At 73.7% G+C, this 25,956-nt stretch carries 23 protein-coding genes; 5 read left to right on the forward strand and 18 right to left on the reverse strand.

The genetic code is table 11. The annotated features are described in order from the left end of the window. The 8 genes from E1212_RS15635 to E1212_RS15670 all read right to left on the reverse strand — a co-directional run. Positions 1 to 358 (reverse strand): shikimate dehydrogenase family protein (locus E1212_RS15635; RefSeq protein WP_420814385.1); only part of this gene is annotated, 358 nt, incomplete at its 3' end. Then, positions 355 to 1,512 carry an endolytic transglycosylase MltG gene (gene mltG, locus E1212_RS15640; RefSeq protein ID WP_131984055.1) on the reverse strand — a complete coding sequence of 386 codons (1,158 nt, stop codon included), beginning with the start codon at positions 1,510 to 1,512 and terminating at the stop codon, positions 355 to 357. The genes E1212_RS15635 and mltG, both read right to left, overlap by 4 nt. Beyond that, positions 1,505 to 1,966, reverse strand: a complete 462-nt coding sequence (ruvX, locus tag E1212_RS15645; protein ID WP_238992360.1) for a Holliday junction resolvase RuvX — start codon at positions 1,964 to 1,966, stop codon at positions 1,505 to 1,507. The genes mltG and ruvX overlap by 8 nt, the downstream gene beginning before the upstream one ends. A 58-nt stretch (positions 1,967 to 2,024) precedes the next feature. Further along, the gene (gene alaS, locus E1212_RS15650) at positions 2,025 to 4,703 is read right to left on the reverse strand and encodes an alanine--tRNA ligase (RefSeq protein ID WP_131984059.1); all 2,679 of its coding nucleotides are present in this window, start codon (positions 4,701 to 4,703) and stop codon (positions 2,025 to 2,027) included. Between the two features lie 2 nt (positions 4,704 to 4,705). Continuing rightward, positions 4,706 to 5,017 (reverse strand): DUF6167 family protein, encoded by a 312-nt coding sequence (locus E1212_RS15655; protein WP_203416892.1) that lies wholly within the window; start codon positions 5,015 to 5,017, stop codon positions 4,706 to 4,708. Next, on the reverse strand, positions 5,014 to 5,421 hold the full coding sequence (locus E1212_RS15660; RefSeq protein WP_131984061.1) for a DUF948 domain-containing protein: 408 nt from the start codon (positions 5,419 to 5,421) through the stop codon (positions 5,014 to 5,016). Before E1212_RS15660 ends, E1212_RS15655 begins: the two co-directional genes overlap by 4 nt. Before the next feature lie 31 nt (positions 5,422 to 5,452). Continuing rightward, positions 5,453 to 5,830 (reverse strand): YdeI/OmpD-associated family protein, encoded by a 378-nt coding sequence (locus tag E1212_RS15665; protein WP_131984063.1) that lies wholly within the window; start codon positions 5,828 to 5,830, stop codon positions 5,453 to 5,455. Beyond that, positions 5,827 to 6,264, reverse strand: coding sequence for a VOC family protein (locus tag E1212_RS15670; protein ID WP_131984065.1), 438 nt, complete (start codon positions 6,262 to 6,264; stop codon positions 5,827 to 5,829). The genes E1212_RS15665 and E1212_RS15670 overlap by 4 nt, the downstream gene beginning before the upstream one ends. 88 nt (positions 6,265 to 6,352) lie before the next feature. On the opposite strand from E1212_RS15670, the gene E1212_RS15675 reads away from it, so the two are divergent. Continuing rightward, positions 6,353 to 7,324 carry a helix-turn-helix transcriptional regulator gene (locus tag E1212_RS15675; RefSeq protein WP_131984067.1) on the forward strand — a complete coding sequence of 324 codons (972 nt, stop codon included), beginning with the start codon at positions 6,353 to 6,355 and terminating at the stop codon, positions 7,322 to 7,324. Between the two features lie 84 nt (positions 7,325 to 7,408). On the opposite strand, the gene E1212_RS15680 is transcribed toward E1212_RS15675, so the two are convergent. The 3 genes from E1212_RS15680 to E1212_RS15690 are packed head-to-tail and all read right to left on the reverse strand — an operon-like array spanning position 7,409 to position 10,643. After that, complete coding sequence (locus E1212_RS15680) at positions 7,409 to 8,353, reverse strand: sensor histidine kinase (protein ID WP_131984069.1); 945 nt, start codon at positions 8,351 to 8,353, stop codon at positions 7,409 to 7,411. Then, complete coding sequence (locus tag E1212_RS15685; RefSeq protein WP_131984071.1) at positions 8,350 to 9,021, reverse strand: winged helix-turn-helix domain-containing protein; 672 nt, start codon at positions 9,019 to 9,021, stop codon at positions 8,350 to 8,352. Before E1212_RS15685 ends, E1212_RS15680 begins: the two co-directional genes overlap by 4 nt. 2 nt (positions 9,022 to 9,023) lie before the next feature. Further along, on the reverse strand, positions 9,024 to 10,643 hold the full coding sequence (locus E1212_RS15690) for a serine hydrolase domain-containing protein (RefSeq protein ID WP_162605493.1): 1,620 nt from the start codon (positions 10,641 to 10,643) through the stop codon (positions 9,024 to 9,026). A 73-nt stretch (positions 10,644 to 10,716) separates the two neighbouring features. Here E1212_RS15690 and E1212_RS15695 point away from each other — a divergent pair, with 73 nt between their 5' ends. Beyond that, entirely contained in the window at positions 10,717 to 11,568 is an 852-nt protein-coding gene (locus E1212_RS15695; protein ID WP_162605494.1) for a Gfo/Idh/MocA family protein, read from the forward strand. Positions 11,569 to 11,578: 10 nt separating this feature from the next. Here E1212_RS15695 and E1212_RS15700 read toward each other — a convergent pair whose 3' ends face one another. The 4 genes from E1212_RS15700 to E1212_RS15710 are packed head-to-tail and all read right to left on the reverse strand — an operon-like array spanning position 11,579 to position 19,043. Next, positions 11,579 to 12,934, reverse strand: a complete 1,356-nt coding sequence (locus E1212_RS15700; protein WP_131984077.1) for a replication-associated recombination protein A — start codon at positions 12,932 to 12,934, stop codon at positions 11,579 to 11,581. 36 nt (positions 12,935 to 12,970) lie between these two features. Beyond that, positions 12,971 to 13,921 (reverse strand): dihydrodipicolinate synthase family protein, encoded by a 951-nt coding sequence (locus E1212_RS15705; protein WP_162605495.1) that lies wholly within the window; start codon positions 13,919 to 13,921, stop codon positions 12,971 to 12,973. 20 nt (positions 13,922 to 13,941) lie between these two features. After that, positions 13,942 to 16,644, reverse strand: a complete 2,703-nt coding sequence (locus E1212_RS29470; protein WP_162605496.1) for a PQQ-binding-like beta-propeller repeat protein — start codon at positions 16,642 to 16,644, stop codon at positions 13,942 to 13,944. Then, entirely contained in the window at positions 16,641 to 19,043 is a 2,403-nt protein-coding gene (locus tag E1212_RS15710) for a ligand-binding sensor domain-containing protein (protein WP_131984081.1), read from the reverse strand. Before E1212_RS15710 ends, E1212_RS29470 begins: the two co-directional genes overlap by 4 nt. A gap of 171 nt (positions 19,044 to 19,214) precedes the next feature. Between E1212_RS15710 and E1212_RS29475 the strand changes: the two genes are divergently transcribed. From E1212_RS29475 to thyX, 3 genes are read left to right on the forward strand one after another with little or no spacing between them, the layout of a single operon-like run. Continuing rightward, a complete protein-coding gene (locus E1212_RS29475) occupies positions 19,215 to 21,593 on the forward strand; it encodes a ligand-binding sensor domain-containing protein (protein WP_162605497.1) in 2,379 nt (792 codons plus the stop codon). 29 nt (positions 21,594 to 21,622) lie between these two features. Further along, on the forward strand, positions 21,623 to 22,375 hold the full coding sequence (locus E1212_RS15725) for an NAD-dependent epimerase/dehydratase family protein (RefSeq protein ID WP_131984083.1): 753 nt from the start codon (positions 21,623 to 21,625) through the stop codon (positions 22,373 to 22,375). Between the two features lie 4 nt (positions 22,376 to 22,379). After that, complete coding sequence (gene thyX, locus E1212_RS15730) at positions 22,380 to 23,165, forward strand: FAD-dependent thymidylate synthase (RefSeq protein WP_131984085.1); 786 nt, start codon at positions 22,380 to 22,382, stop codon at positions 23,163 to 23,165. A gap of 106 nt (positions 23,166 to 23,271) precedes the next feature. On the opposite strand, the gene E1212_RS15735 is transcribed toward thyX, so the two are convergent. The 3 genes from E1212_RS15735 to E1212_RS15745 are packed head-to-tail and all read right to left on the reverse strand — an operon-like array spanning position 23,272 to position 25,933. After that, positions 23,272 to 23,997: an amidohydrolase family protein gene (locus E1212_RS15735; RefSeq protein ID WP_131984087.1), complete on the reverse strand. Its 726-nt coding sequence runs from the start codon at positions 23,995 to 23,997 to the stop codon at positions 23,272 to 23,274. Continuing rightward, the gene (locus tag E1212_RS15740; protein WP_131984089.1) at positions 23,994 to 24,707 is read right to left on the reverse strand and encodes an amidohydrolase family protein; all 714 of its coding nucleotides are present in this window, start codon (positions 24,705 to 24,707) and stop codon (positions 23,994 to 23,996) included. The genes E1212_RS15735 and E1212_RS15740 overlap by 4 nt, the downstream gene beginning before the upstream one ends. After that, positions 24,704 to 25,933 carry a DegT/DnrJ/EryC1/StrS family aminotransferase gene (locus tag E1212_RS15745; RefSeq protein WP_203416893.1) on the reverse strand — a complete coding sequence of 410 codons (1,230 nt, stop codon included), beginning with the start codon at positions 25,931 to 25,933 and terminating at the stop codon, positions 24,704 to 24,706. The genes E1212_RS15740 and E1212_RS15745 overlap by 4 nt, the downstream gene beginning before the upstream one ends. Between the last annotated feature and the right edge of the window lie 23 nt (positions 25,934 to 25,956).

Raw genomic sequence — 25,956 nt, forward strand, 5'->3', positions numbered from 1 at the left:
CCCCGGCCCTGGGCGCCCCCGCCGCCCGCAAGGTCGCCACGACCCCCGGCACGTCGGTGTTGTCGGCGTCCCAGCCGCCGTCGTCGCGGCGGACCAGGGTGTTCGCCGCCCCCACGGTCCGGGCGACGTCGGACGCCGTCGCGGCGACGTCGAGCGCCACCCGCTTGAGCGGCATCGTCAACGAGAGTCCGCGCCACTCCGGCCCCAGCCCGGAGACGAACCGGGCCAGCGACGACTCGTCCACCTCGTGCGCCGTGTACTCCCAGTCCAGCCCGAGCCGCCGGTACGCCGCGCGGTGGATCACCGGCGACAGCGAGTGGGCGATCGGCGACCCGAGCACGGCGCAGCGACGGGTCAGCACAGCTCGCTCGTGGTGCAGTACTCGTCCAGCCGCGCGACGTTGGCCTGGTGGTCGGCCTCGGTGACGGCGAACGCCGTCTCGCCGGTCTCGAGGTTCACCGCCACGAAATAGCAGTTGTCGTCGGTCGTCGGCCGCAGCGCCGCGGACAGCGCGGCCGCGCCGGGCGAGGCGATGGGCCCCGGCGGCAGCCCGGACACCCGGTAGGTGTTGTACGGCGAGTCGACCTGGCGCTGCTCGGGCGTCGTGTACACGCTGGAGTAGTCGTCGACGGCGTAGTGGACGGTGGAGTCCATCTGCAGCCGGCCCTCGGGAACGCCCTTGGCCGTGCAGGCGCCGGACAGGCGGTTGTAGATGACCTCGGCGACCCGCGGCATGTCCTCCTCGCGGCTGACCTCGCGCTGGACGATGCTCGCGACCGTCACCACCTGGCGCGGGGTGAGCTCGCGGGCGGCGGAGCCCTCGACCAGGCCGACCTCGGTGGCCGTCTGTTCGAAGCCGGCGATCATCGAGGCGACCAGGGAGTCCGGCGTGACGTCGCCGCCCAGGCCGTAGGACGCCGGGAACAGGAACCCCTCGGCATCGCCCTCGGCGTAGTCGGGCAGCGTGGCGGCGTCGACGGCGGCCTGCAGCTCCTCGACGGAGAACCCGGAGACCTCGGCCAGCCGCTCGACCGTCTGGCGGACGCGGTAGCCCTCGGGCAGCGACACCCGCTGGCCGCCCGCGCCGTCGACCAGGGCGGCGACGGCGTCGGAGGCGCGCATCTCGCTGCGCAGCACGTAGTTGCCCGGCTGGATGCCGGTGGCCTGGGGGTTCCGGTCGGCGGCCGCGACGAACGCGTCCTGGCTGGCGACGACGCCGGCCTCGACCAGCGTGGCGCCCATGGCCCGGATGGTGGCGCCGTCCTCGATGGTGACGCTGACCTCGCCAGTGCCCGGCCCGGGGAAGTCCTCGGGCTCGCCGAAGAGGCCGTCGACGCTGTTCAGCAGCGCGCTGCCACCGTAGTAGATGCCGCCCAGGACGCCGCCGATGACGGCGAGCGAGGCGACGACCGCCACGAAGGAGCCGAACCGGCTGCGCTTGCGCCGGCGGCGCCGTTGACGCCGGGGGCGGACGATCTCTTCGTCCTCCTCCGACGTGTACAGGTCACTCATCCGTTACCGTCAGCACCTCTCCAGGCGGCTCGCCGGCCGTGCGCTCGGCGTCCAGCGTGTCTTGCAGAATCACCATCGCCGCGGCCTGGTCGATGGCCGGGCGCGCCGCACGCGATGAGACACCGCTGGCTCGCATCCCACGCGCTGCGACGGTCGTGCTCAGCCTTTCGTCGACGAGCCGCACCGGGCATGGTGCCACAAATCGTGCCAAATCGGCACCAAAGGCCCTTGCGTGCGCTGCCGCCGCGTGCTCCTTCCCATCGAGACTACGCGGTAATCCGAGCACGATCTCGATCGCGTCGTACTCGGCCACCAGTACCCCGATGCGCCGTAGGTCACCCTTTCCGCGACGGATCGTCTCGACGGGAGTGGCGATGAGCCCGTCGCGGTCACATGACGCGACCCCGATACGGACCGCCCCGACATCGACCCCCAGCCGGACGCCCCTCCGCACTAGTTGCCTCTCCCGTGCGGGACTCGCCGGTGCCCGCGACCTTGCGGCCGGCAGTGCATCAGCCGGTCACGGTCTGACCGATTGCATGCTCGACCTGCGTCAGCGCCTCGCCGATCTTGCTCGCGTCGGTGCCGCCGCCCTGCGCGACGTCGTCCTTGCCGCCGCCGCCACCGCCCAGGGTCTGCGCGGCGACGCGGACCAGCGCGCCGGCCTTGACGCGCCACTGGCGACCGGCCTCGTTGACGGCGATGACGACACTGGGCCGCCCGTTCTCGCCCACGCCGGCCACGGTGACCACCGCGGGCTTGTCGTTGCCGAGCCGGCCCCGGATGTCGAGCGCCAGCGAGCGGAGCTCGTCGGCGGCCGTGCCGTCGGGCGCGGTGTGGCCGACGAACGCGACGCCGTAGACGTCGCGCGCCCCGGCCGCCAGCTCCGCCGCCTGGGCGCCGAGCTGCGACGACCGGGCCTTGGCCCGCTCCTTCTCCGCGTCGCGGACCTGCGCGACCAGCCGCTCGATGCGCTCGGGCAGCTGGTCGGGCTGCTGCACCTTGAGCAGGTCGACCAGCTGGTTGACCAGCGTGCGCTCGCGGGCGAGGTAGCGGAAGCCCTCGATGCCGACGAAGGCCTCGACCCGGCGGGTGCCGGCGCCGACGGAACCCTCGCCCGTGAGCGTCACGAGCCCGACCTGCGACGAGTGCGCCACGTGCGTACCACCGCAGAGCTCGCGCGACCACGCGCCGCCCATCTCGACGACGCGCACCTCTTCGTCGTACGTCTCGCCGAACAGCGCCAGCGCGCCGAGCTCGCGGGCCCGCTCGAGCGGCATGTACGTGGCCGACACCGAGTGGTCGCGGCGGATCGCGAGGTTGGCGACCTCTTCGACCTCGCTGCGGGTCTGCGCGCCGAGCGCCTGACCCCACGCGAAGTCCAGACGCAGGTAGCCGGGCTTGTTGTAGGAGCCGCTCTGCAGCGCCTGCGGCCCGAGCACCTGGCGCAGCGCCGCGTGCACGATGTGGGTGCCGGAGTGTGCCTGGCAGGCGCCGACCCGCCACTCGTGGTCGACCTTCGCCACGACGTCCTGGCCGCTGATGACCTCGCCCTTGAGCACCCGCGCCTTGTGCACGATGAGGCCCTTGACGGGGCGCTGGACGTCGACGACCTCGAGCTCGAAGCCGTCGCCGGTGATGACGCCGGCGTCGCTGTCCTGACCACCGGACTCCGCGTAGAACGGGGTGCGGTCGAGCACGATCTCGACGGTCTCGCCCTCGCTGGCGCCCGGGATGGCGACGCCGTCGAGCAGCAGGCCGCGGACGCGGCTGTCGGTCTCGAGCTCGTCGTACCCGGTGAACGGGGTGGGGCCGGCCTCGCGCAGCTGCCGGTACGCGCTGAGGTCGGCATGGCCGATCTTCTTCGCCTTGGCGTCGGCCTTGGCCCGCTCGCGCTGCTCGGTCATGAGCCGGCGGAAGTGCCCCTCGTCGACCTTCAGCCCCTGCTCGGCCGCCATCTCGAGCGTGAGGTCGATGGGGAAGCCGTAGGTGTCGTGCAGCTTGAACGCGGTGTCGCCGGGCAGCGCGAACTCGCCGGCCCGCTTGGCCTCGTCGGCCGCGAGGTCGAAGATCTGGGTGCCGGTCTGCAGCGTGCGCCGGAACGCCTCCTCCTCGGCGTAGGCGACGGAGGAGATGCGGGCGAAATCGGTGTCGAGCTCCGGGTAGGCCGCCTTCATGCAGTCCTTGGCGACGGGCAGCAGCTCGGGAATGGCGTGGTCCTCGACGCCGAGCAGCCGCATGGCCCGCACCGACCGGCGCAGCAGCCGGCGCAGCACGTAGCCGCGGCCCTCGTTGGAGGGCGTGACGCCGTCGCCGATGAGCATGAGCGAGCTGCGCACGTGGTCGGCGACGACGCGCATGCGGACGTCGTCGACGTGGTCGGCGCCGTAACGCCGGCCCGAGAGGTCGGCCGCGCGCTGCAGCGTGGGGCGGACCTGGTCGATCTCGTACATGTTCTCGACGCCCTGCATGAGGTACGCGACGCGCTCGAGGCCCATGCCGGTGTCGATGTTCTTCGACGGGAGGTCGCCGACGACGACGAAGTCGTCCTTCGCCTTGACCTCGGTGATCTGCTCCTGCATGAAGACCAGGTTCCAGATCTCGAGGAACCGGTCCTCGTCGACGACGGGGCCACCGTCGGGTCCGTGCTCGGGGCCGCGGTCGACGTAGATCTCGCTGCACGGGCCGCCCGGGCCGGGCTGGCCGGTGTGCCAGTAGTTGTCGAGCAGGCCGCGCCTCTGGATGCGCTCGTCGGGCAGTCCGGCGACCTTCTTCCAGAGCTCCGCGGCCTCGTCGTCGTCGTGGTAGACGGTGACCCAGATCTTGTCCTCGCCGAAGCCGTAGCCGCCGTCGGCCTGGGACTTCGTGATGAGGTCCCAGGCGTGCGTGATGGCGCCTTCCTTGAAGTAGTCGCCGAAGGAGAAGTTGCCGTTCATCTGGAAGAACGTGCCGTGCCGGGTGGTCTTGCCGACCTCTTCGATGTCGCCGGTGCGGATGCACTTCTGCACGCTGGTGGCCCGCCGCCAGGGCGCGGCCTGCTGCCCCGTGAGGTAGGGGATGAACGGCACCATGCCCGCCACCGTGAACAGCAGCGACGGGTCGGGCGAGATCAGCGAGGCGCTGGGGACGACGGCGTGACCGTTCTTCTCGAAGTGGTCGAGGAACCGGCGCCGGATCTCGGCGGTCTCCATGGTCAGAACGTGCCTCTCGGGTGCGTGCGGAACAGGTCGTCGACGGCGTCAGGGTCGGCGGTGCCGGGCTCGCCGACCTTGCCGGTCCCGTCGGGCGCGATGCCCAGGGCGTAGCGCAGCTCGGCGTCGCGCTCGGCCATGCCGGCGCGGACCTCGTCGGTGAACTCGCGGACGGCGTCGCCGAGGTTGCGCAGGCCGCCGGCGACGCGGTCGGCCGCGCCCTCGGGGGTCAGGCTCTCGGCGGCGCGGGTGAGCCGGCGGACCACCAGCACCCCGGCGGTGGCGCCGAGGGCGACCCAGAACAGCTTGCTCATCCGCGGCTCCCGAACCGGCGTCGCCGGCCGGTGCCGGCAGCGCCGTCGCGGCGCGCGGTGATGGCCCGGCGCACGCCGTAGGTGAACGCGGCGGTGCGGACCAGCGGGCCGCCGAGCGTGGCCGCGAACAGCGACGACATGGCGGCGACGTTGGTGGTGACCGTCTGCGCGTTCGACGTGATGGCATCGATGCGCCGCAGCTGCGCGTTCGTGGAGGCGAGCAGCTCGTTGGTCTCGTCGACCGTGGTGGCCGTCTTCGCGACGTGCTCCTTGCGCAGGTCGCGCACGACGAGGGTGAACTCGTCGACGGTGCGGCCCAGCTTCAGGATCGGCACCGCGAGGAAGCCGACCAGCGCCACCAGGGCGGCCGCTGCCATCAACCCGGCGATCTCGCCTACGGACATGGGTGGAGCTGCCTCTCTTCGGATGGTCGTCTCAAGCGTCTGACCCTACCGCGCCGGATCGGGCGGCGTCCCATCGTCCGTCCTGCTGCGCAGCGGCGACCTGAGCCAGCCCGCCGGGGCCCATGCGCCCGGCCGCCGTCAGCGCCTCGACCAGGGCGACGTTGCGGGCCGACCACGGGCTCCTGCGGCGCCGCGGCGAGTATCGCTGCAGGAAGTGCTGCTCGTCGCCGGCGCGGCGGACGCTGTCGATCCAGCCGTGGCACAGCGCCACCTCGAGCGCGTCCTCGATGGTGAGGCCGGGCGAGCCCTTGCGCGCGATCCGCAGGACGACGCCGTCGGCGCTGTCGTGGTGCCGGGCCAGCCAGGCGTCCCAGCCGGCGGCGTCGTCGAAGACCAGGACGTCGCTCATGCCGGTGCCTCCCCGTCCGCCATCGCCTTCCAGTGCGGGTTGTACATGAGCCCGATGACGTTGCCGAACGGGTCGACGACGGAGGCGTTGGCGAACCCGTGGGTGCGGTCGACCCGCGGCTGGTGGACGGTGGCGCCGTGCTCGACCAGGCGCTCGATGGTGCCGTCGAGGTCGTCGACGTGCCAGTTCATGACGGCGCCGCCAGGGGCCTTCGTGGTGGGGTCGGCCGGCGGGCGCCAGGCGCCGTTGATGATGCCGAACTCGTCCTGGTGGTCGCCGATGCGCCACTCGTAATAGCCGACCTGGCCCGACTGCGGGTCGGTGGCCTCGAAGTACGGCTCGCTGCCGAGGACCTCGGTGTACCAGGCCCGAGCCGCGCGCATGTCGTCGGCGTAGAAGTTGAGGGTGCAGAAGCCGCGCAGTTCGACGCTCATCGATCTCTCCGTTCTCTGTGGTGGTGAGAACGACGCTACGGGCAGTTGTGGAACGTACGGTTCCGCAATTCGTGCGAGACTCGGATTCATGCTGGAGACGTCGGTGCGGTTGCTGCGGTTGTTGTCGTTGCTGCAGGTCAGGCGGGAGTGGTCGGGTGCGGAGCTCGCGACGCGGCTCGAGGTGACCACGCGCACGGTCCGCAATGACATCGAGCGGCTGCGGATCATGGGCTACGAGGTCGAGTCGGCGACGGGCCCGGCCGGCGGCTACCGCCTCGGCGCGGGTTCGGCACTGCCGCCGCTGGTGTTGGACGACGACGAGGCGGTCGCCGTGGCGCTGGGGTTGCGCGCCGCCGCCTCCGGCTCCGTCACCGGCATCGAGGAGACGTCGCTGCGGGCGCTGGCCAAGCTGGAGCGGACGCTGCCGTCGCGACTGCGGTACCGCATCGACGCCCTTCGATCGGCGACGGCCTCAGCCGCCGGTGTGGGCGCACGGGTCGACGCGGACGTGCTGACGGCGGTGGCTGCGGCCGTGCACGGGCGGGAGCAGCTGCGGTTCGACTACGCCGGCCACGACGGCGGCGCCTCGGTGCGGCGGGTCGAGCCGCACCAGCTGGTCTACACCGGGCGGCGCTGGTACCTGCTGGCCTGGGACCTCGACCGCGACGACTGGCGGACCTTCCGCGCCGACCGCATCCGGCCGCGGGTGCCTCCGGGTCCCCGGTTCGCCCCGCGCGAGCCACCCGGCGGCGACGCCGTGGCCCACGTCCTGCGCGGTGTCGGCTCGCAGGCCTACCGCGAGCAGGCGCGGGTCCGCCTCGACGCGCCGATCGAGGTGGTGACGGACAAGATCACCGCCATGGGCGGGCTGGTCACCGAGCTCGAGGACGGCAGCTGCCTGCTGCAGACCGGCGGCGACTCCTGGCACGACCTCGCCGGCTACCTCGGCAGCCTCGGCGTCGCGTTCGAGGTGCTCGACCCGCCGGAGTTGCGCGACCACCTCCGGTCGCTGGCCGAGCGCTACCTCGCCGCTTCCGCCGGTCCCCCGCCCCCGCGTTGATCATGGTGGGGGCGTGCGCGCCGCCCCGATGGTTGAGGGATAGGTGTCGCTCTGGCGACACCAGTCTCTCAACCACATCCCGGATCAGCAGCGCAGCGTCAGCGTGGCGACGCAGCCGTCGCCGGGCGAGGCGAGCGTGACGTCGCCGCCGTGGGCGAGCGCGATCTGGCGGGCGATCGGCAGCCCCAGTCCGGTGCCCTCGCCGTGGCGGCGGCCGTGCCAGAACGGCTCGAAGACGTGGGCGAGCTCGGCCTGCGGGATGCCAGGGCCGTGGTCGGTGACGACGACGGCGAGCGCGGCGCCGCGCCGCTCCACCGTGACCGCGACGTCGGAGCCCGCGGGGGCGAAGCGGACGGCGTTGTCGACGAGGTTGGCGACCGCGCGCCGCACCGTCGCCTCGTCCACCGCGCAGACGACCCGCGCGGGCGCAGTCACGGACACCGACACCCCCTGCGGCGCCGCCACCACCCGGGCGTCCTCGACGACGGCACGGACCAGCGCGGCCAGGTCGGCCGGCTGCCGGTCGACGGTGCGCGCGCGGCCGCGGGCGTCGACCAGCAGCTCGTCGATGACGGCGCGCAGCCGTCCCGCCGCCCGGCCCGATCGCTCCAGCCCTTCGCGGTACACCTCGAGCGTCGGCGCCGGATGTGCCAGCAGCACCTCGGCGTTCGTCGCCAGCACCGACAGCGGGATCCGCAGCTCGTGGCTGGTCTCCTCGATCAACCGCCGCTGGGCGTCGGCCGCGTGCCGCAGCCGGTCGTACATCTGCTCGAACGGCCGCACCGCCCGCCCGGCCCACCACCACGCCAGCACGCCGGCCGCGGGGGCGAGCGCGAGGACGGTACCGGCCACCCACGGCGAGCGCTCCCCCGTCGTGTCGGTGGTGACCTCGGCGCCGTGCACCACCTCGGTGCTCGTGTCCTGCTCGGTCACGACGGTCACGCCGAACAGCAGCAGCACGGGCAGGTAGATGGCCAGGAAGCCGAGCACCGCCAGCCGCATCCGCAGCGACCGCCACCCCCGGCTCACGGCACCTCCCGCAGCCGGTAGCCGGCGCCGGTGACGGTGTCGATCAGCGGCGGGTCGCCGAGCTTGCGGCGCAGCCGGCTGAGGATCACCTGCACCGAGGTGGTGAACGGGTCTGCGTTGGCGTCCCACACGTGCTCGAGCAGCTCCTCGGCGGACAACACCTCGCCGGGACGGTGCATGAAGTAGCGCAGCAGCGAGAACTCCCGGGCGGTCAGGGCCAGGTCGGTGTCGCCACGCACCGCCCGGTGCGTGGCGAGGTCCATCGCGAGGTCGCCGACCCGCAGGGTCGCCCCGGTCTCGTCGGCGCGGCGGCCCAGCGCCCGGAGCCGCGCCACCAGCTCGGCGAAGTGGAACGGCTTCACGAGGTAGTCGTCGGCGCCCGCGTCGAGGCCGGCCACGCGGTCGGTGACGGCGTCGCGGGCGGTCAGCACCAGCGTGCGCCGCGGCCGCCGCAGCACGGGATCGGTGCCGAGCCGGCGCAGCAGGTCCAGCCCGTCGCCGTCGGGCAGCCCGAGGTCGAAGCAGGCGACGTCGTAGGCGGTGGTGAGCAGCAGTTCCTCCGCCTCGGCCCTGGTGCCGGCGCGGTCGACCGCGTAGGACTCGTGGCGCAAGCCGAGCGCGACCACCTCAGCGAGGTCGGCGTCGTCCTCGACCAGCAGGATCCGCATGGTCAGTCCCGCTGTGCCGTCACGGCGCCGTCCGGGCCGGTCACGGTCAGCACGCCGGCGGCGAACGACACCGTCACGTCGGGCCCGGTCCCGGCCGGGTCGGCCGGCCGGAAGGCGTCGCCGTCGGTCACCAGGTCCAGTGCGGGCGGCTGGGCGCCCGCCTCCACCGCGCTCACGGCGCCCTCGTCGTCCAGCGCGTACCAGACCAGCAGCGGCCCGTCGCCGGTCGCGAGCGTGGCGTACGTGCGCAGCTCGCCGTCGGCGACGATCGTGCCGGCCGGCTCGGCGCCGCCGACCGGCCCGAACTCGTCCTCGAGGGCGGCCAGCTCCTCCCGGCCCGCGGGGGTCTCGCCCGCCAGCAGGTCCGCGACCGCACGCTCGTGCGTACGGACGGCGTCAGCGGCGGCGGCGTCGCGGGGCGGGAACAGCACCTCGACGGCGTCGGCGCCGAGTGCCGCGATCCGCAGCCCGTCGTCGTCGCTCACCCGGTACGCACCTCCCGTGTCCAGCCGGTAGTCGCCGACGATGGCCGCGGCGACGTCCGGATCGACGGTGCCGCCCGGGGCGTCCGGCGCCGGGATCGGGTCGCCCGCCGCCAGCGCCGGGCCGACCGCCGCCATCAGCTCCTCCGCGGAGACGTCCCCGCCGTTGGACGCGACCGCGACGACCCGCTCCTCCGACGGGATCCACACCACCATCGTGTCGTGGCCGACGTCGCCGCCCCCGCCGGCCGCGGCGAGGAACGGCTCGCCGTACGCGGACGCGTCCCGGGCCACCCAGCCGGGTGTCTCCGCGGCTCCGTCACCGAGGTCCACCACCGGGTCCGCGATCGCCGCGGCCGACTCCACCGACACGACGCCGCCGGTGAACAGCGCGTGCGTCCAGGCGGCGAGGTCGGGCATGCTCATCGCCAGGCCGCCGTTGCCGTCCAGCGCCCAGTGCGGCCCGGCGAAGTCGCCGGCCTCGCCGGTGGAGCCGTCGTCGAGGTGGCCGACGGCGCGCGGCCCCACAGCGGCCGGTGCGCCGTCCCAGAACCCGGCCGACGCGAACCCGTCCAGGATCCGCGTCATCGCGTGCTCACGGTAGGTCGAATCGGACACCTCCTCGACGACCAGTGCGAGCAGCGTGTACGCGGCGTTGCTGTACACGTGGTCCGTGCCGGGCGCGAACGCGAGCGGCATGGCGCCGATCGCCGCGATCGCGTCCGCCCGCCACAGAGGCTGATGGTCGGCGCCGGCCGAGCCGTTCAGCCCGCTGGTGTGCGTCATCAGCTGCATCAGGGTGGCGTCGCGCACCGGCCCGCGCAGCTCCGGCAGCAGATCGCCGACCCGGTCGCTGGTCACCAGCGCCCCGGAGTCGACCAGGTCGTAGATCGCCGCCGCGGTGAACGCCTTGGTGACCGAGCCGATGGCGAAGACGGTCAGCGCGGTGTTCGCGTCGCCGTAGCCCTCCTCGCACACCGTCTCGCCGCCGGCGGTGATCGCGATCGCCCCGCTGAAGCCCGCGTCCGCCCAAGCCGCCAGTGCGGGATCGCAGCCGGAGCTCGCCGGGGTCTCGGCGTCGGACGTGCAGGCGGCGAGCAGGACGGCGGCCGTGGCCAGGACGGGCAGCAGTCTGGTCATGGAGGCGACGGTAGGAGCCGGTGCGCGAACGCCATGTGAACGGCGGGTGCCGCGGCGCGTAGGCTGGCTGACCGTGACGCGCATCGGGGTGGTCGGAACCGACAGCAGCCATGTCGACCAGTTCGTCCGCCTCCTCAACGTCGAGCACCGGTTCGGCGCCGCGCGCGTCGTGGCGCTGACCGGCGGCGACACCGAGCGCAACCGCGAGCTGGCCGCCGCTGCCGGTGCGGAGGCGCCGCGGCTGCTCGGCGACCCGGCCGAGCTGGTCGGCGCCGTCGACGCAGTGCTCGTCAGCACGCGCGACGGCCGAGGGCACCGGGCCGAGGCGGTTCCCTTCATCGAGGCCGGGCTGCCGGTGTTCGTCGACAAGCCGCTGGCCGGGTCGGCCGAGGACGCGGCCGCGATCGTCCGGGCCGCCCAGCAGCACGGCGTGCCGCTGTACTCGGGGTCGGCGCTGCGGTTCGTCCCGGCGATCGAGGAGCTGACGGCGCCGGGCGGGCCGTTGCCGCAGCTGATCACCGTGTCCGGGCCGGCCAACGCCGCAGGGCAGTACGGCGGGCTCTACTTCTACGGCATCCACCTGGTCGAGGCGGCACGACGGCTGTCCGGCGACCCCGGGGGCCACGGTGAGGTGGCCGTCAGCGTCGACGACCAGCCGAGCGTCGTCACGGCCACGACGACGCTCGGGGCCACCGAGGTCCGGATCGACTTCGTCGCCGACGCGACCCCGTTCCGGGCCATCCTCGCGCGGCCCGGCGGACCGGCCGAGGAGCGCGAGCTCGCCCTGCCGCCCGACTACATCGCCCCCGTGCTGGCCCGCTTCCTCGCCGCCGTGGCGACCGGCCGGGCGCCCACCGACGCCGAGGCCGCCGCGCTGCTGGCGCCGATCGCGCTGCTCGACGCGATCGTCGCGCGGCTCCCATAGCGGGCCGGGCTCACCCGCCGCGGACGATCTTGCGCAGCCGGGCGTACCGCTCGGCGTAGTCGCGCTCCGCGCCGCGGGTACCGGGGTCGTAGTACTGCTTGTCCTGGACGGCGTCGGGCGCGTACTGCTGCTGGACGACGCCGCGCGGGTCGTCGTGGGCGTAGGCGTAGGCCGTGCCGTGGCCGAGCTTCTTGGACGCGGCGTAGTGCGAGTCGCGCAGGTGCGGCGGGACGGCACCGGCCAGACCGGCGCGCACGTCGCCGACGGCGGCCCCGATGGCCCTGACGACACTGTTGGACTTGGGTGCCAGCGCGAGCGCGATGACCACCTGGGCCAGCGTGATCTGCGCCTCGGGCCAGCCGATCAGCTGCACCGCCTGGGCGCCGGCGACCGCCGTCTGCAGCGCCGTGGGGTCGGCCATGCCGATGTCCTCGCTGGCGAGGATGACCAGCCGGCGGGCCAGGAACTTGGGATCCTCGCCGGCCTCGGCCATGCGGGCGAGGTAGTGCAGGCCGGCGTCGACGTCGCTTCCGCGGATGGACTTGATCATGGCGCTGGTGACGTCGTAGTGCTGGTCGCCGTCGCGGTCGTAGCGGACGGCGGCGCGGTCGACCGCCTTCTCGGCCACCTCGAGCGTGATGACGCCGTCGGCGCCCGCCGCTCCCCCGGCCGCCGCCTCGAGGTAGGTCAGCGCCCGCCGGGCGTCGCCGCCGGCCAGCCGGAGCAGGTGGTCGTGCGCGGCGTCGTCGATGGTGACGGCGCCGCCCAGGCCGCGCTCCTCGGCCAGCGCCCGGCGCATGACCTCGCGGATGGCGTCGTCGTCGAGCGGCTCGAGCGTGAGCAGCAGCGACCGCGACAGCAGCGGGCTGATCAGCGCGAAGTACGGGTTCTCGGTGGTGGCCGCCACCAGCGAGACCCAGCGGTTCTCGACCCCCGGGAGCAGCGCGTCCTGCTGCGTCTTGGAGAAGCGGTGCACCTCGTCGACGAACAGGACGGTGCCCGTGCCGGAGCGGACGAGATCCTTGCGGGCGGTGTCGATGACGGCGCGCACGTCCTTGACGCCCGCCGTCACAGCCGACAGCTCGACGAAGCGCCGCTGCGTGGCCCGGCTGACGACGTAGGCGAGCGTGGTCTTGCCGGTGCCGGGCGGCCCCCACAGCACGAGCGCCATGGGCTGGTCCTCCTCGACCAGGCGGCGCAGCGGCGTGCCCGGCCCGAGCAGGTGCTGCTGGCCGACGATCTCGTCGAGCGTGCGCGGGCGCATGCGCACCGCCAGCGGCTTGCCGGCGACGTCGTCGTCGGCGCCGGACAGCGACCCCGCGGGCACCGACGGCGCGGCGCCGCCGAACAGACCTTCCTGCTCCATGGTGGTGACCTTACGCGCCGACGCTGACAGCGGGTGTCACCGACGGACCTGGTCGCGGCACTGGCGCACGACGCGGACGACCTCGTCGCGCTCGGCGTCGTCGAGGTCGGCGGGCCGGAAGGGGTCGACGGCGAACTCGGCCGGCAGAATGCCCTCGTCGGCGGCGATCCACAGCATCCGCTGCACATAGCCGTCGTAGGGCGGGCGGAACGTCACCCGCGACAGCTCGTCGACGATGGCCGACACCTCGAGGAACCGGGCCGCGGCGTCGCGCGACGACGTGTGCACGGCCGCCGCGAACGTGTCGACCGCCGCGACGGAGATCTGCACGGCGGCCGCCGCGAGCCCGATGAGCGCGCCCTCAGCGCCCCACATGAGCGACGCGCCCAGCATGCGGTCCTCGCCGGTGAGCACCAGCTTTCCGCGCGCCCGGGCCGCGGCGATGCCCTCTTGGCAGGCGATGGCGTCGTGCAGCCGGGCCGGCTTGAACGCCGCGACCCGCGGCAGCTCGAGCAGCCGCTCCAGCGTGGACGGCGCGTACGGCCGGGTGTAGAGGTCGAAGACGACGAGCGGGAGGCCGGACGCACGGGCGACGGCCTCGTGGTGCTCGACGACGGCATCGGGGTTGGTGTCGGCGGGCGGGAAGACCAGCAGCGCGTCGGCTCCGGCCGCGGCCGCCGTGGCGGCCCACTCGAGATCGTGGCCGGGACCGTCGGCGTGACCCCCGACGCCGGTGACGATGGGGACGTTGAGCGCGGCCGCGCGACGCACGAGGTCGGCCTTGGTCGCGATGGGCAGCCGGTCGCCACGGCCGGTGTGCGCCGCGATGGCGAGCCCGCCGGCGCCGGCCCGGACCAGCTGTCCGAAGTACGCCGAGCAGACGTCCGGATCGGTACTGCCGTCGGCGCGCATCGGCGTGGCCGCCGCTGCGACCAGCGACCAGCGCAGTCGTCCGTTCAGCTCCGTCGTCGCTCGAGGAATCCCCACACCTGCAGAGTAGTCATCGTTCACCCGCCTGCCGCCGCTGGCGCGCACTGGCCGCTCGCCGCTCCGGTCACCGAGTTCGCCTCGTCCTGCACCGGCGCAGGGTCGTTGCCGGTGCAGGACAGCGCTCCGGAGACCCGGTTGCCGGCGAACCGGACGCCGCCGGTGTTCCCCGTGAGCGTGACGGCGCCGGCCATCACGGAGTTCGTGATCGCCACCGCGCCGGTGCCGTGGCGCAGCGTGACGGCGCCGGACACCGTCGTGCCCGAGAGCACCACGCCGCCGGCGCCGTCGGCCACGATCGGACCGGCCACGGTCGAGCCGTCGCCGGCCAGCATGGCGCCGGCGCCCACCTGGATGGGGCCGGCCACCGTCGCGCCGTCCAGGCACGTGGTGCCAGCCGTCACCCGCAGCGGCCCGGTGTGCGGCCCGTCGACGGTGACGTCGCACCGCGGCGCCGTGGCCTCGAACGACGTCCATAGCACGCCCCGCGTCGAGAGTCGCCGGCCCTCGAGGGTCAGCTCGCCGGCCCGGTCCAGCGCCACGGTGAAGGTCAGGCTCGCCGTGCCGGTGGCGTCGGCGCGGACGGTGCCGAGCCGGCGGGCGTCCGGGCGCAGCCACACCTCCAGCTCCTCGCCGGGACCCAGGCCCGTGAACGTGACCGTCTGCGACCGGCCGGCCGGAACCGCGTCCGCCGCCACGCTCGCGGCCGCCGCCGGCCGGGCGCTCGGGGTGTACTCCCAGTACCGCAGGTCGCGGGCGATGAACACGTTGCCGTTGTTGTGCAGGAATCCGTACGAGGCCGGCTGGAACACCCGGGCGCGGTCCAGCGTCACCGGGTCGATCGTGAACATCTTCGCCTGCGACACCACGTAGAGCTCGTCGACGTACGGGTCGTACCAGAGCCGCGACCCCACGTGCGCGTACGCGATGGTGTCCCAGGGGTAGGCCTCGTAGGTCCGGCGCGCCTCGACCACGCGCGTCTCGACGTCCATGCGGAACACCGACACCGGCGTGTGGCTCCACAGCTTGCCGTTCTCGTCGAACGCGATCTCGCCGATGGCGCCCTCGCCGGGGATCGGCGCGACCTCCCAGAGCTTGCGCCGCTCCTCGATGTCGTAGGCGAACACGACCGCGTCGGTCTCGGTGGGCCGCGGTCCGCCGACGCCGCCGTAGACCGACGTCGCACCGTACAGGACGCCGTCGCGGTAGGTCAGCGCGACGACGCTGTGGCCGGGAACGACGTCGTCGAACCAGGACTCGCCGGTCCGCGTGTTCAGCAGCGTCAGGCCGCCACCTGGCGAGCCGTTCTTGGCCACCGTGCCGATCGCCAGGTGGTCGCCCGCGGAGGCCAGCGCGAACGGCCGGGACTGGCCGTGGTCCTCGTACAGCCGCAGCACCGGTTTCGGGTTGACGCCCGGTTCGGCCGGCCGGCCCGGGTCGTAACGGAGGATCTCGCCCCACGGGTAGGTGCCGATGTACAGCGCTCCATCGTGGGTGACCATGCCCTCGGCCTGGCCGACCTCGTCGGCGACGGATGCCTTCACACCGGTCCGCGGGTCGTAGCTCGCGAGCCCGCCGGCGAGGAAGGTGCCGGCGTAGAGCAGGCCGTCCGGTCCCTCGGCGATCTGGCGGACCGGGCCCGGCGCCGCCACGGCGTCGGCGGTGCGGAACTCTGACGCGCCGGTGCCGGGCGAGTACACGAAGTACCCGCCCACGTGGTTCAGGCCGACGAGGGTGTCCCCGGGCCAGTCCGGGTCGCCGAGGTCCAGAAAGTCGAAGCCGCGCACGTCGCTCACCCCGGTCAGGGGCGTCGCCGCGTAGGTCCGGTCGACCAGGTCGTAGGTGTGCAGGGTCTCGTCGCGGACGAAGTAGACGGTGCGCCCGTCGGCCGCCACCGGCGACACGGACAGGCCATGGGCGCCCGGGATCTCCTGGACCCATGCGCCGGCGTCGAGGTCGTAGACGTGCAGCGGCGCGGGCGAGCCGGACAGGCTGAACCGGGCGAACAGCAGCCGGCCGCGGACGTCGAGGTCGTACACCCCTGCCGCCGGGTCGGCGCCCGCCGGCAGCCCCAGGTCGCGCCGCTCCCCCGTCGCCGCGTCGATCTCGACGACGCTCGTGGTGGCGTGCGTGCCGGCGTACACCTTGCCGCCCGCCGCGGCGATGCCGCGCACGATCAGCGGGTCGGCCGTGGGCGCGAGCGAGCCGAGATCGGTCGTCGTGCCGCTGGCCGGGTCGTATCGGAAGACGTTCGCTCGCGACTGGCCGGTGCCGCCGTAGACGACGCCGTTCTCGTCGTGGGTGACGGACCAGACGAACGTCTCGCCCGGCACGGCGACGCCCAGGTCCTCGACGGCCGCGGCGCCCGGCCGGTACCGGTAGAGCCGGCCCTCGCCGTAGGTGCCGACGTAGACGTCACCGTTCGCAGTGACGTCGACCGCCCACGAGCCGGAGGACCCCGGCAGCGGGAACTCGTGCACCCGGCTCCCGTCGCGGGCATCGACGACGCTGAGCACCGCCGGGCTGCCCGACGACACCAGGTATAGCCACGGCTCGCCGTCCGGTCCGGTGCCGACGGCGGACCCGGGTGCGGTGACGGCGTCCAGCGGCATCCCGCCGATGTCCTCGAACACCGGGTAGTCGGCCGCGGCCGCACCGACGGCGGTCAGGGTGCTCGCGGCGACCAGCGCCGCAGTCAGCCAGGAGACCAGGCGTCGCATCATGCCTCCCCGCACTGGCCCGACACCGGGCCGGTGACGTCGACGTTCTCGAGCACCGGCTCGGGGTCGTTGCCGGAGCAGGCCAGCGGGCCGATGACGGTCGTGTCGACGATCCACACCCCGCCGACGCTGCCGACCACCGACACCGGGCCGGTCACCGTCACACCGTCGAGGACGACGCCGCCGGCGCCGACCGCGCGCACCGGGCCGCGGACCGAGGAGTCCTCGGCGACGAGCACCGCACCCGGGCTGACCTGCACCGGGCCGATGACGCTGGCGCCGTCGAGGCAGGTGGTCCCGGACGGGACGGTGAGCGGGCCTGCGTGCGGGCCGGTCACCGTGACGTCGCAGACCGGTTGCGGCCGCAGCGAGAAGTTCCACCGGTACAGTGCGGCGCCGCGGGCGTAGTAGAGGTTGCCGGCCTCGTCGGCGGCCAGCGAGCCCACGCCGGACGACGCGAGCTCGGTCGTCGCCCAGGTGGACGGGTCGACCCGCCACAGGCTGCCGGAGCTGGTGACGTAGAGATAGCCGTCGTCGCGGAAGTACAGGTGCCGGTCGTGGCCGTACATGCTGGTGCTGCGCGGGAACAGCCGCTCGGCCCGGGTGACGGCGCGCGTGTGCGGGTCGTAGGTGAACAGCGTCCCGTCCGAGACACCCCACAGCGTGCCGTCGTCGTCGAAGGTCAGCCCGTTGACCGCGCGGCCGCCCGGCACCGGCACCTGGCGGTGCAGGACGTCGCCGGTGGCGGGGTCGGCGACGAACAACTCCGCCTCGGTGGCCACCGGGTCGATGCCGTAGCCGCCGTTGACCGACGTGCCGCCGTACAGCAGCCCGTCGCGCTCGGCCAGCGACACCACGCTCTGGTCCGGCACGACGTGGCGGTGCGTCACGACCTCGCCCGTCGCCGGGTCCCACAGGCTCAGCGCGCCGCCGAGCCGGCCGGACTTCGGCACGCTGCCGACCGCGAGCAGGTCACCGACCTGCGCGAACGCCTGCGGACGGTCCTGTTCGTCCGCGATGACGGCGGCCGGTCCCGGGTTGGTGCCCACGCTCCACGGCTTCGTCGTGTCGAAGTCCAGCAGGCCCGCACTCGGGTACCGCCCGAACACGAGGTGGTCGCCGTAGGTGCCGAACCCCTCGATCTGCCCGGCGCCGGCCAGCAGCGTCGTCGTGCCGGTGGCGGGGTCGAACCGGGCCATGCCGGGCGGCGACAGGAACGCGCCCACGTACACGGCGCCGTCCGGCCCGGACCCCAGCGTGGTGATGGTGTTCGGGGCGCCCTGCAGGTCGGCCTCGCCGATGTAGCGGGTCTTCCTCGTCTGCGGATTCCAGGCGTAGATGCGCCCGTAGTAGTAGGTCATGACGAGCGTCAGGCCCGGGAAGTCGGAGTGGTCGAGGTCGGCCCAGGCCCAGCTTCCGGGGAACGCGTTGGGCGCCCAGCCGATCGGCGCGTAGGTGTGGGTGTCGAGGTCGTAGGCGACGATGCCCTGCGAGGCGATGCGGAAGTAGACGTACCTCCCGGACGGGTCCGGCGCCGACATGGCGCGGCCGGAGATGCCCGGCACGATGTTCACGAAGTCGCCACTGCCGGTGTCGTAGACCAGCAGGTCGTTCGACGGCTGCACGCGCAGCAGCAGGTACTCGCGGGCCAGCGTCATGTCGTAGACCACCTCGTGGGTGGCGTACTGATCCGGCAGCGCGACCTGGGTGAACTCCCCCGTCGCGCGGTCGAAGCGGGTCAGCCGGGCGCGGGGCTGGGTGCCGACCCAGACACCGTCGGCGTCCGCCTCGAGCGTGCGGGCGTAGGTCTCCCCCGGCACCGCCTGGCCGTGGTCGACGAACGCGCCGGTGGCCGGGTCGAACGAGAACAGCCTGCCGCCTGGGTAGGTGCCGCCGTAGACGATGCCGTCCGGCGCGGCGTCGAGCCGCCAGATCCCCTCACCGGGATACGGCACGCCCAGCGCCGTCACCGCGTCGTCGCCGGGTTTCCAGGAGTACAGCTGGCCCTCGGTCATGCCGAAGTAGACGGTGCCGTCAGCGACGCTGAACGTGCTGGCCCAGCTGTTGACGCCGGCCGGCAGCCGCTCGGCGAACACCACCTCGCCGCTGCGCACGTCGGTCACCTGGAACATGCCCGGGGTCTCCTCGTTGCCCGCGGTCACCCAGTACGCCTGCGGCCGGCCCTCGGCGTCTACCCCCTGGGACTGTTCCTGCGACAGCACCCGGCCCTCGATCGGGTACCCGAGGGACTCCTCGGCCCCGACGACCGGCGCCGGCGCGCTGGACGCCGGCGCACTGGACGTCGGAGCCGGATCGGTCCGCGCCTGCGCCACCGGCACCGTCAGCGACAGCACGAGTGCGGCGGCGACGGCAGCCAGCGGTGATCGGTGCAGCCTCGTCACGACATCCTCCTCGAGAGGGGTTCATTTCGGCCTGGCCCGTTAGGCGGTCATCCTGGCAGCCGTTCGCTCGCCAGGGCAAGAGATCACGGAATTTCGGTCTTGCCCGATATCCGCCGGTGCCGCTAGCCTCCGGTGGCAACCCCCCCCGTCCGCCATCTCGGAGGTCCCCCGATGAGAGCGCTCCTGTCCGGATCGGCCGTCCTCGTGCTCGCCCTCGGCACCGCCGCGGCCGCGCCCGCCGAGGAGGTCGTGGACGCGTCACCGCCGGGTGAGGTCACCTCTCTCGGCACGCCGCTGCAGGACGTGCTGCTGATCGGCGGCACGCTCGGCGCCGGGCCGGACGGCTCGCCGGTCCTGTGGAGCGCGTCGTCCGGCGCGCCCGCCCACCTGAACGCCGTCGACCCCGCCACGGGCGAGGCGGTGGCGCGGTTCGACCTGACGGGGGCGGGCGGCTCGTGGGCCGTCGACGCCGGTGCGGACGGCTCGGTGTACGTCGGGACCTACGGCGCCGCCGGCCTCTACCGCTGGACGGCGGCGGGCGGCGTCGAGGCGCTCGGCAACCCGGTTCCGGGAGAGACCTTCGTCTGGGACGTCACCGTCGCCGACGACGGCCAGGTCTACGGCGGCACCTCGCCCGGCGGGAAGCTGTTCGGCTACGACCCCGGCACCGGCGCGTTCCGCGACTACGGCCGGCTCTCCCCCACGCACGCCTACGTGCGCAGCGTCGCCGTGCACGGCGACACGATCTTCGCCGGCACCGAGAACCCGGCCGCGCTGTTCGCCGTCGACCGCGTCACCGGCGGCCGCACGGCACTGCCGCTGCCCGACGGCCTCGACGTCTCGACCGCCTGGGCGTACGACGTCGACGTCGCCGGCGACCACCTGTACGTCCGGTTCGGGTCGGCGTCGCCGAGCCCTCTCTACGTCTGGGACATCGCGGCCGGCCAGTGGGTGGACAGCATCGCGACGGCGCACGGGCTGGAGCCGTCGCCCCCGGACGAGGAGGGCCGCGTCTACCTGATCGTGGCCGGCGAGTTGGTCCGCTACGACCCCCGCGACGGCAGCATGGTGGGCACCGACATGCCGTTCATCGGCCGGGTGGCCAACACCCGCGGCATCGGCTGGGCCGAACTGGGGCTGCCCGACTACCCCGGCAGCAGCATCGTCGGACTGCTCTGGCGCGGGCTGATGTTCCGCTACAACCCGACCACCGGAGCGCAGTCGTTCGTCCAGACCACCATCGAGGGCGAGCCGATCGACATCACCGCGCTCAGCGAGGGCCCGGACGGGCGGGTCTACGCCGGCGGCTTCCTCAACGGCGGCTTCGCGGCCGTCGACCCGGACACCGGCGTCCGCGAGGAGTTCCACACGTTCTCGCAGAGCGAGGCGATGACCACGCACGACGGGCGGCTCTACATCGGCGCCTACCCCGACGCGCGGGTGTACTCCTACGACCCGGCGCTGCCGTGGCACAGCCCGGAGTACTCGCCCTCGCCCGAGCCCGGGGCCGTCGACAACCCCGCGCGGCTGTTCGACTTCAAGGCCGACCGGCAGATCCGGCCGCGGGCACTGGTCTCGGCCGGCGACCACCTGGCGGTCGGCACCATGCCCGACCTCGGCGAGCTGGGCGGCGTCTTCGCGCTGTACGACGCGGCCGGCGGCGAGCTGGTGCACGCCGAGCGCGACCTCATCGACGACGAGAGCATCGTGGCGCTGGCCTACCGCGACGGCGTCGTCTACGGCGCCACCAGCATCTACGGCGGGCAGAGCGCCACGCCGCCGACCCAGCCGGAGGCCACCGTCTTCGCCTGGTCGGTGGCCGAGCGGCGGCTGCTGTGGGAGCTGCACCCGTCACCGGGCAAGCCGTCGATCCCGGCGCTGGCCTTCGACGACACCGGCCGGCTGTGGGGGCTCTCCGGCACCGATCTGTTCGCCGTCGACGTCGCCTCCGCTTCGGTCGTGGAGCGGGTGGGCCTGGGCTCGAGCGCCAGCAGCTCCGGCGACCTCGTGCTCAACCCGGCCGACGGGCTGCTGTACGCGTCGCCGGCCGGATCCCGCCTGGTCAGCGTCGATCCGTCGGCGCTGACCGTCGAGGAGCTGTGGACCGGGACGGCGTCGCACCTGGCCGCGCACAGCAGCGGCGACGTGTACATCGGGTCCGGCGACGAGCTGCTGCGCTACCGCCCGGCCTGCACGACCGCCGTCACCGGGACCCATCGCGGCGCGCTGACCGCGTCGACGGGCACGCTCTGCCTCGACGACGCCACCGTGCTCGGCTCGATCACCGTCACCGGCGGCGCGGGCCTGCGCATCGACGGCGGCTCCGTCTTCGGGTCGGTGACGGCCGACGGCGCCTCGCCGGTGGTCATCGACGGTGTGACGGTGCGCGGCGCGGTGACGCTGACCAACGGGCCGGCGCCGGCCGCCGTCATCTCCGGGTCGACCATCCTCGGGTCGCTGGACTGCTCGGGCAACGCCGAGCCGCCGACCGACGACGGCGTCGAGAACCGGATCCGCGGTGCGCGGACGGGGCAGTGTGCGACGCTGTGACCGGAGGCAGAGGCGGGAGGAGCGGCGGCATGCACGTCCTGGTCATCGGCGGAGCCGGCATGGTCGGCAGCAACGTGGTTCCCCACCTGGCCCAACGGCACACCGTCCGGGTGCTCGACCCGCGCCCGGTCGAGGACGAGGGCGTCGAGTCGGTGGCCGGCGACGCCCGCTCCCCCGACGACGTCGCCGCCGCCCTCGAGGGCATCGACGGCGTCGTGCACATGGCCGCCGCCGTCCCGCGGGCCCACGGCTACGACCCGGTCGCGAACGGGCTGGCGTTCGAGGTGAACGTCGGCTCACTGCACCTCGCGATGTCGCTGGCGGCGGCGGCCGACGTGCGGTCGTTCGTGCACATCAGCACGATGTCGGTCTTCGAGGAGTATGCGCAGCGCCCCGTCGACGCCACGGCGGCGCCCGACGCCGTCGCCGTCTATGGGCTGACGAAGCGGCTCGGCGAGCAGGTCGTGGCGGCGCTGTCCCCGTCGCTCGGGCTGCCGGCCTGCTCGCTGCGGCTGATCTTCCCGACGCCCGACGACGACTGGCCACTCTGGCGCTCGCCCGAGGGCTTCGCGCCGCGGGCCATGCACATGCGCGACGGCAGCGGCGCCCGGATCCCGCCGCTGGCCGCCGCCGACCTGGCGGCCGCGATCGACCGCGCGCTCGAGTGGTCGGGGCCGTACCGGCCGTTCACCGTCACAGCCGACGTGACCGGTGTCTCCGTCGTCCCCGACGACACGCAGGCCGTCCTGGGGTGGGCGCCGGCTCGAGTGCTGGCACACTGAACACGTGCGCACAGTAGAGCCGGAAGTCCACCTCATCGCCCGTCCCGACTTCGACTACGACGAGGTCGCGACCTACCTGAAGGACGTCGGCGGCGAGAACTGGCTGGAACGGGTCGACCGCGGCGACCTCGACGACGCGCAGAACCTCGCCGAGTTCGCCGGGCGCATGTGCTATCGCTCGTGGGAGCCGGGGCTGAACCCGAACGTCAGCCGCATCCGCACCGACCAGACCGAGTACCTGCGCAACATCCTGGCCAGCGCGCACGGCTCGGTGCTCGAGCACGTCAACTTCTCCTTCGTGCTGCACAACGTCAGCAGGGTCGCCACCCACGAGCTGGTCCGGCACCGCGCCGGCGTCGCCGTCTCGCAGGAGTCGCTGCGCTTCGTCCGCCTCGACGACCTCCCCTTCTGGTTCCCCGGCTGGGCCCGCGAGGATCCCGAGCTCATGGAGCGGGCGACCGCGCTGCTCACCCAGATGGAGGAGTTCCAGCACTGGATGGCCGGCCACTTCGGCCTCGACGACGAAGGCGTGAAGTTCGGCGAGAAGAAGCACAAGACGTCGTTCATGCGCCGCTTCGCCCCCGAGGGCGTCGGCACCGGCATGGTGTGGACGGCGAACGTGCGCACCCTGCGCCACGTCATCGAGAACCGCACCGCTCCGGGCGCCGAGGAGGAGATCCGCCTCATCCTCGGCAAGGTCGGCGACCTCATGGTCAAGGAGGCGCCCGCCCTGTTCGGCGACTACACCGTCGAGGACGGCGCCTGGATCCCCGGCTGGCGCAAGGTCTGACTGCCTTGGAAATGATCACGTTCACTACGGCTACCCGAGCGTCACCACGGTTGCAGGCGTAGTGCGACACGGGATCTCGTAGTGAACGTGATCATTTCGGGCTCATTCAGAGCCGGAAGACCTCGGTGGCGTTGCGCCACATCACCAGCTCCTCCTCCGCGGCGCTCAGCCCGGCCGCGCGGACGGCGCCGAGCGTCACGGCCGGGTGGATGAGGGTCGAGTCGCTGCCGAACATCAGCCGCTGCGGGCCCACGCGGTCCAGCACCCAGCGGATCCGGCCGGCCGCGGGCGTCGACCAGCAGGGCTCGAACCAGAGCCGGTCGGTGCGCTCGGCGGCCGACGGTGTCAGCTGCCAGGCCGGCCCGCCGAGGTGGGCGGCGACCACCCGGACACCGTCGACCCGGGCGACGACGTCGGCGAGGCCGACGAGCTCGTCGCCCCAGGTGTGCACGAGGACGGGCAGGTCGCGCGACGCCAGCAGCGCCAGCGCGTCGGCCATCGCCGCCGACCCGCCGGGCGAGCCGGCGTAGTGGGTGTGGATCTTGGCGCCCACGAACAGGCCCGTCGGCAGCAGCTCGTCCAGCTGCCGCGCGGCGAGCGACAGGTCGCGCGGGTCGACGACCAGCAGGCCGCGCAGCCGCGGGCCGGCCGCCCGTAGCACCGGAACCAGCGCCGGGTTGCCGGTCAGCGGGTCGTAGACCACCGCCTCGACCGCGGACACCAGCTGGACGTCGATGCCGCACCGGTCCATGACCCGCAGGTTCGCCGCGGCGTCGGCGACGTGGGTGCTGAAGAACCACGGGCCCCAGTGGCCGTGCACGTCGATGATCACGTCGTCACCTCCGGTCCCAGCAGCCGCCGCAGGTTGCCGCCGGTGACGAGGTCTCGCTGCGGCGCCGTCAGGTCCGCCGCCGCCAGCCGGTCGACCACGGCGGCCGCCTCGAACCAGCCCGGGCGGCTGCCGAACACCAGCCGCTCGGCGCCGGCCCACGCACAGACGAGCTCCCAGCCGTCGACGTCGCCGAGCAGCCGGGTCGACGCGTGGAAGCCGGGCTCGTCGCCGGCCAGCAGCACGAAGTCGCCCAGGTGGTAGAAGTGCGCGTCGAGGAAGACGACGGTGGCGCCGAGCCCGGCCAGCACGGGACCGACGACCCGGACGTCGCCCTCGGCGAGCAGGAGCAGGCCGGCCGACGCCGCCGCGCGCGCCACGGCACGCAACCCTGGCGCCGTCGCCGGGACGCCCTGCCGGCCCGGCGCCAGCCGCACGGCTCGCACCCCCAGTTCGGCGGCCCGTGCGACCTCCGCGAGCGCCGTCAGCGGATCGCGCAGGTCGACCCCCGCGACCGGCTGCCAGCCGTGCTCGGCGGCGACGAGACGGGCCTCGTCGTTGCCGCTCGGCGCGTCGAACAGCAGCGCCCGCAGCGACGTGACCAGCCCGCCGCCGATCCCCAGCCCGGCGAGCCCGCCGGCCAGCGCGGCGCCGTCGACCCGCGTCCCGACGGCGATGTCGCGGCCGATCAGGAGGTCGCAGTCGAGGATCACGACGGCACCAGTGCGGTGTGCACCTTCGCGACGGCGGTCGCGATGTCGTCGACGTCGGCGCCGGTGAAGTTCTCGTTCCACGGCACGACCACGAGCCGGCGGTACACGAGGTCCTCGGCGACCGGGCAGAGACCGTCGGGGTACTCGCGGCCGGCCAGGGGGTACCCGGACGACCCGTAGGTCAGCGGCTTGCGCAGCACCGGCTCGGCATAGAGCGGCCGCGCCAGGTAACCGGCCAGCGCGGGGACGCCCTCGGCGGTCAGTGCCGCGGCGTAGCGCTCGAGCCCGGCCTCGTCGAGCCCGTCGACCAGCAGGGGGAAGTACCAGTACACGTGGTCGCCGTCGTCGGGCGGCAACCCCAGCCCGGGCAGGCCGCTCAGCCGGCCGGCGACCGCGGCGGCGCCGGCCCGCCGCCGCTCGACGACGGCGGGCAGCTTGCGCAGCTGCGCGCGGGCGACCGCTCCGACCAGCTCGGTCATGCGGTAGTTCAGCGCGAACGAGAGGTACGCGCGCTCGCCGGTCTCGCGCGGCCAGCCCTTGTCGGCGAACCGGCGCAGCCGCAGCGCCAGGTCGGGGTCGTCGGTGGTGACCAGGCCGCCGTCGCCGGTGGTGATGTGCTTGTACTGCTGCAGGCTGAAGCAGCCCAGCCGCCCGACGGTGCCGGCCAGCGGCCCGCCGGGGCGCACGGGCGCGAGGTAGGCCTGGGCGCAGTCCTCGATCAGCGCGATGCCGGCACGGTCGGTCAGCTCACGCAGCCGCGCCACCGGGGCCGGCTTGCCGAACAGGTGGACGGCAACGACCGCCCGGGTGCGCGGCCCGATGAGATCGGCGACGGCGTCGGGGTCGATGGTGCCGGTGAGCGGGTCGACGTCGGCGAAGACGGGGACCGCGTTCTGCGCGATGATCGGCGTGACCGAGCCCATGTCGGAGATCGGCGGGACGATGATCTCGTCGCCGGGCTCCGGGTCGACGGCGGCCACCGCCAGATGCACCGCGGCCGTGCCGCTGCTGCAGGCCACCGCGTACCGCGAGCCGATCAGAGCGGCGAACTCCTCCGTCAGCGCGGCCACCTCGGTGCCCCACACGCTCGACAGCATGCCGCTGCGCAGCACCCGCAGGACGGCGGCCTCCTCCTCCGGGCCGATGGTGCGCCCGCTCGCGTCGAGCGGAGACGGCAACGGCCGCCCGGCCCGTACGGGCGCACCGCCGTCGATGGCCAGCGTCACTGTCTCTCACCCTTCCTGTCCAG

The organism is Jiangella ureilytica (assembly GCF_004348545.1).
GTDB lineage: Bacteria > Actinomycetota > Actinomycetes > Jiangellales > Jiangellaceae > Jiangella > Jiangella ureilytica.

Bases quoted from the DNA above. Each gene is read 5' to 3' on its own strand.
- E1212_RS15670 (WP_131984065.1), bottom strand. From the start codon at position 6,264: ATGAGCGTCGAACTGCGCGGCTTCTGCACCCTCAACTTCTACGCCGAC.
- E1212_RS15660 (WP_131984061.1), bottom strand. From the start codon at position 5,421: ATGTCCGTAGGCGAGATCGCCGGGTTGATGGCAGCGGCCGCCCTGGTG.
- E1212_RS15675 (WP_131984067.1), top strand. From the start codon at position 6,353: ATGCTGGAGACGTCGGTGCGGTTGCTGCGGTTGTTGTCGTTGCTGCAG.
- E1212_RS29470 (WP_162605496.1), bottom strand. From the start codon at position 16,644: ATGATGCGACGCCTGGTCTCCTGGCTGACTGCGGCGCTGGTCGCCGCG.
- alaS (WP_131984059.1), bottom strand. From the start codon at position 4,703: ATGGAGACCGCCGAGATCCGGCGCCGGTTCCTCGACCACTTCGAGAAG.
- E1212_RS15700 (WP_131984077.1), bottom strand. From the start codon at position 12,934: ATGGAGCAGGAAGGTCTGTTCGGCGGCGCCGCGCCGTCGGTGCCCGCG.
- E1212_RS15665 (WP_131984063.1), bottom strand. From the start codon at position 5,830: ATGAGCGACGTCCTGGTCTTCGACGACGCCGCCGGCTGGGACGCCTGG.
- E1212_RS29475 (WP_162605497.1), top strand. From the start codon at position 19,215: ATGAGAGCGCTCCTGTCCGGATCGGCCGTCCTCGTGCTCGCCCTCGGC.
- E1212_RS15725 (WP_131984083.1), top strand. From the start codon at position 21,623: ATGCACGTCCTGGTCATCGGCGGAGCCGGCATGGTCGGCAGCAACGTG.
- mltG (WP_131984055.1), bottom strand. From the start codon at position 1,512: ATGAGTGACCTGTACACGTCGGAGGAGGACGAAGAGATCGTCCGCCCC.
- E1212_RS15690 (WP_162605493.1), bottom strand. From the start codon at position 10,643: ATGACCAGACTGCTGCCCGTCCTGGCCACGGCCGCCGTCCTGCTCGCC.
- E1212_RS15685 (WP_131984071.1), bottom strand. From the start codon at position 9,021: ATGCGGATCCTGCTGGTCGAGGACGACGCCGACCTCGCTGAGGTGGTC.
- E1212_RS15655 (WP_203416892.1), bottom strand. From the start codon at position 5,017: ATGAGCAAGCTGTTCTGGGTCGCCCTCGGCGCCACCGCCGGGGTGCTG.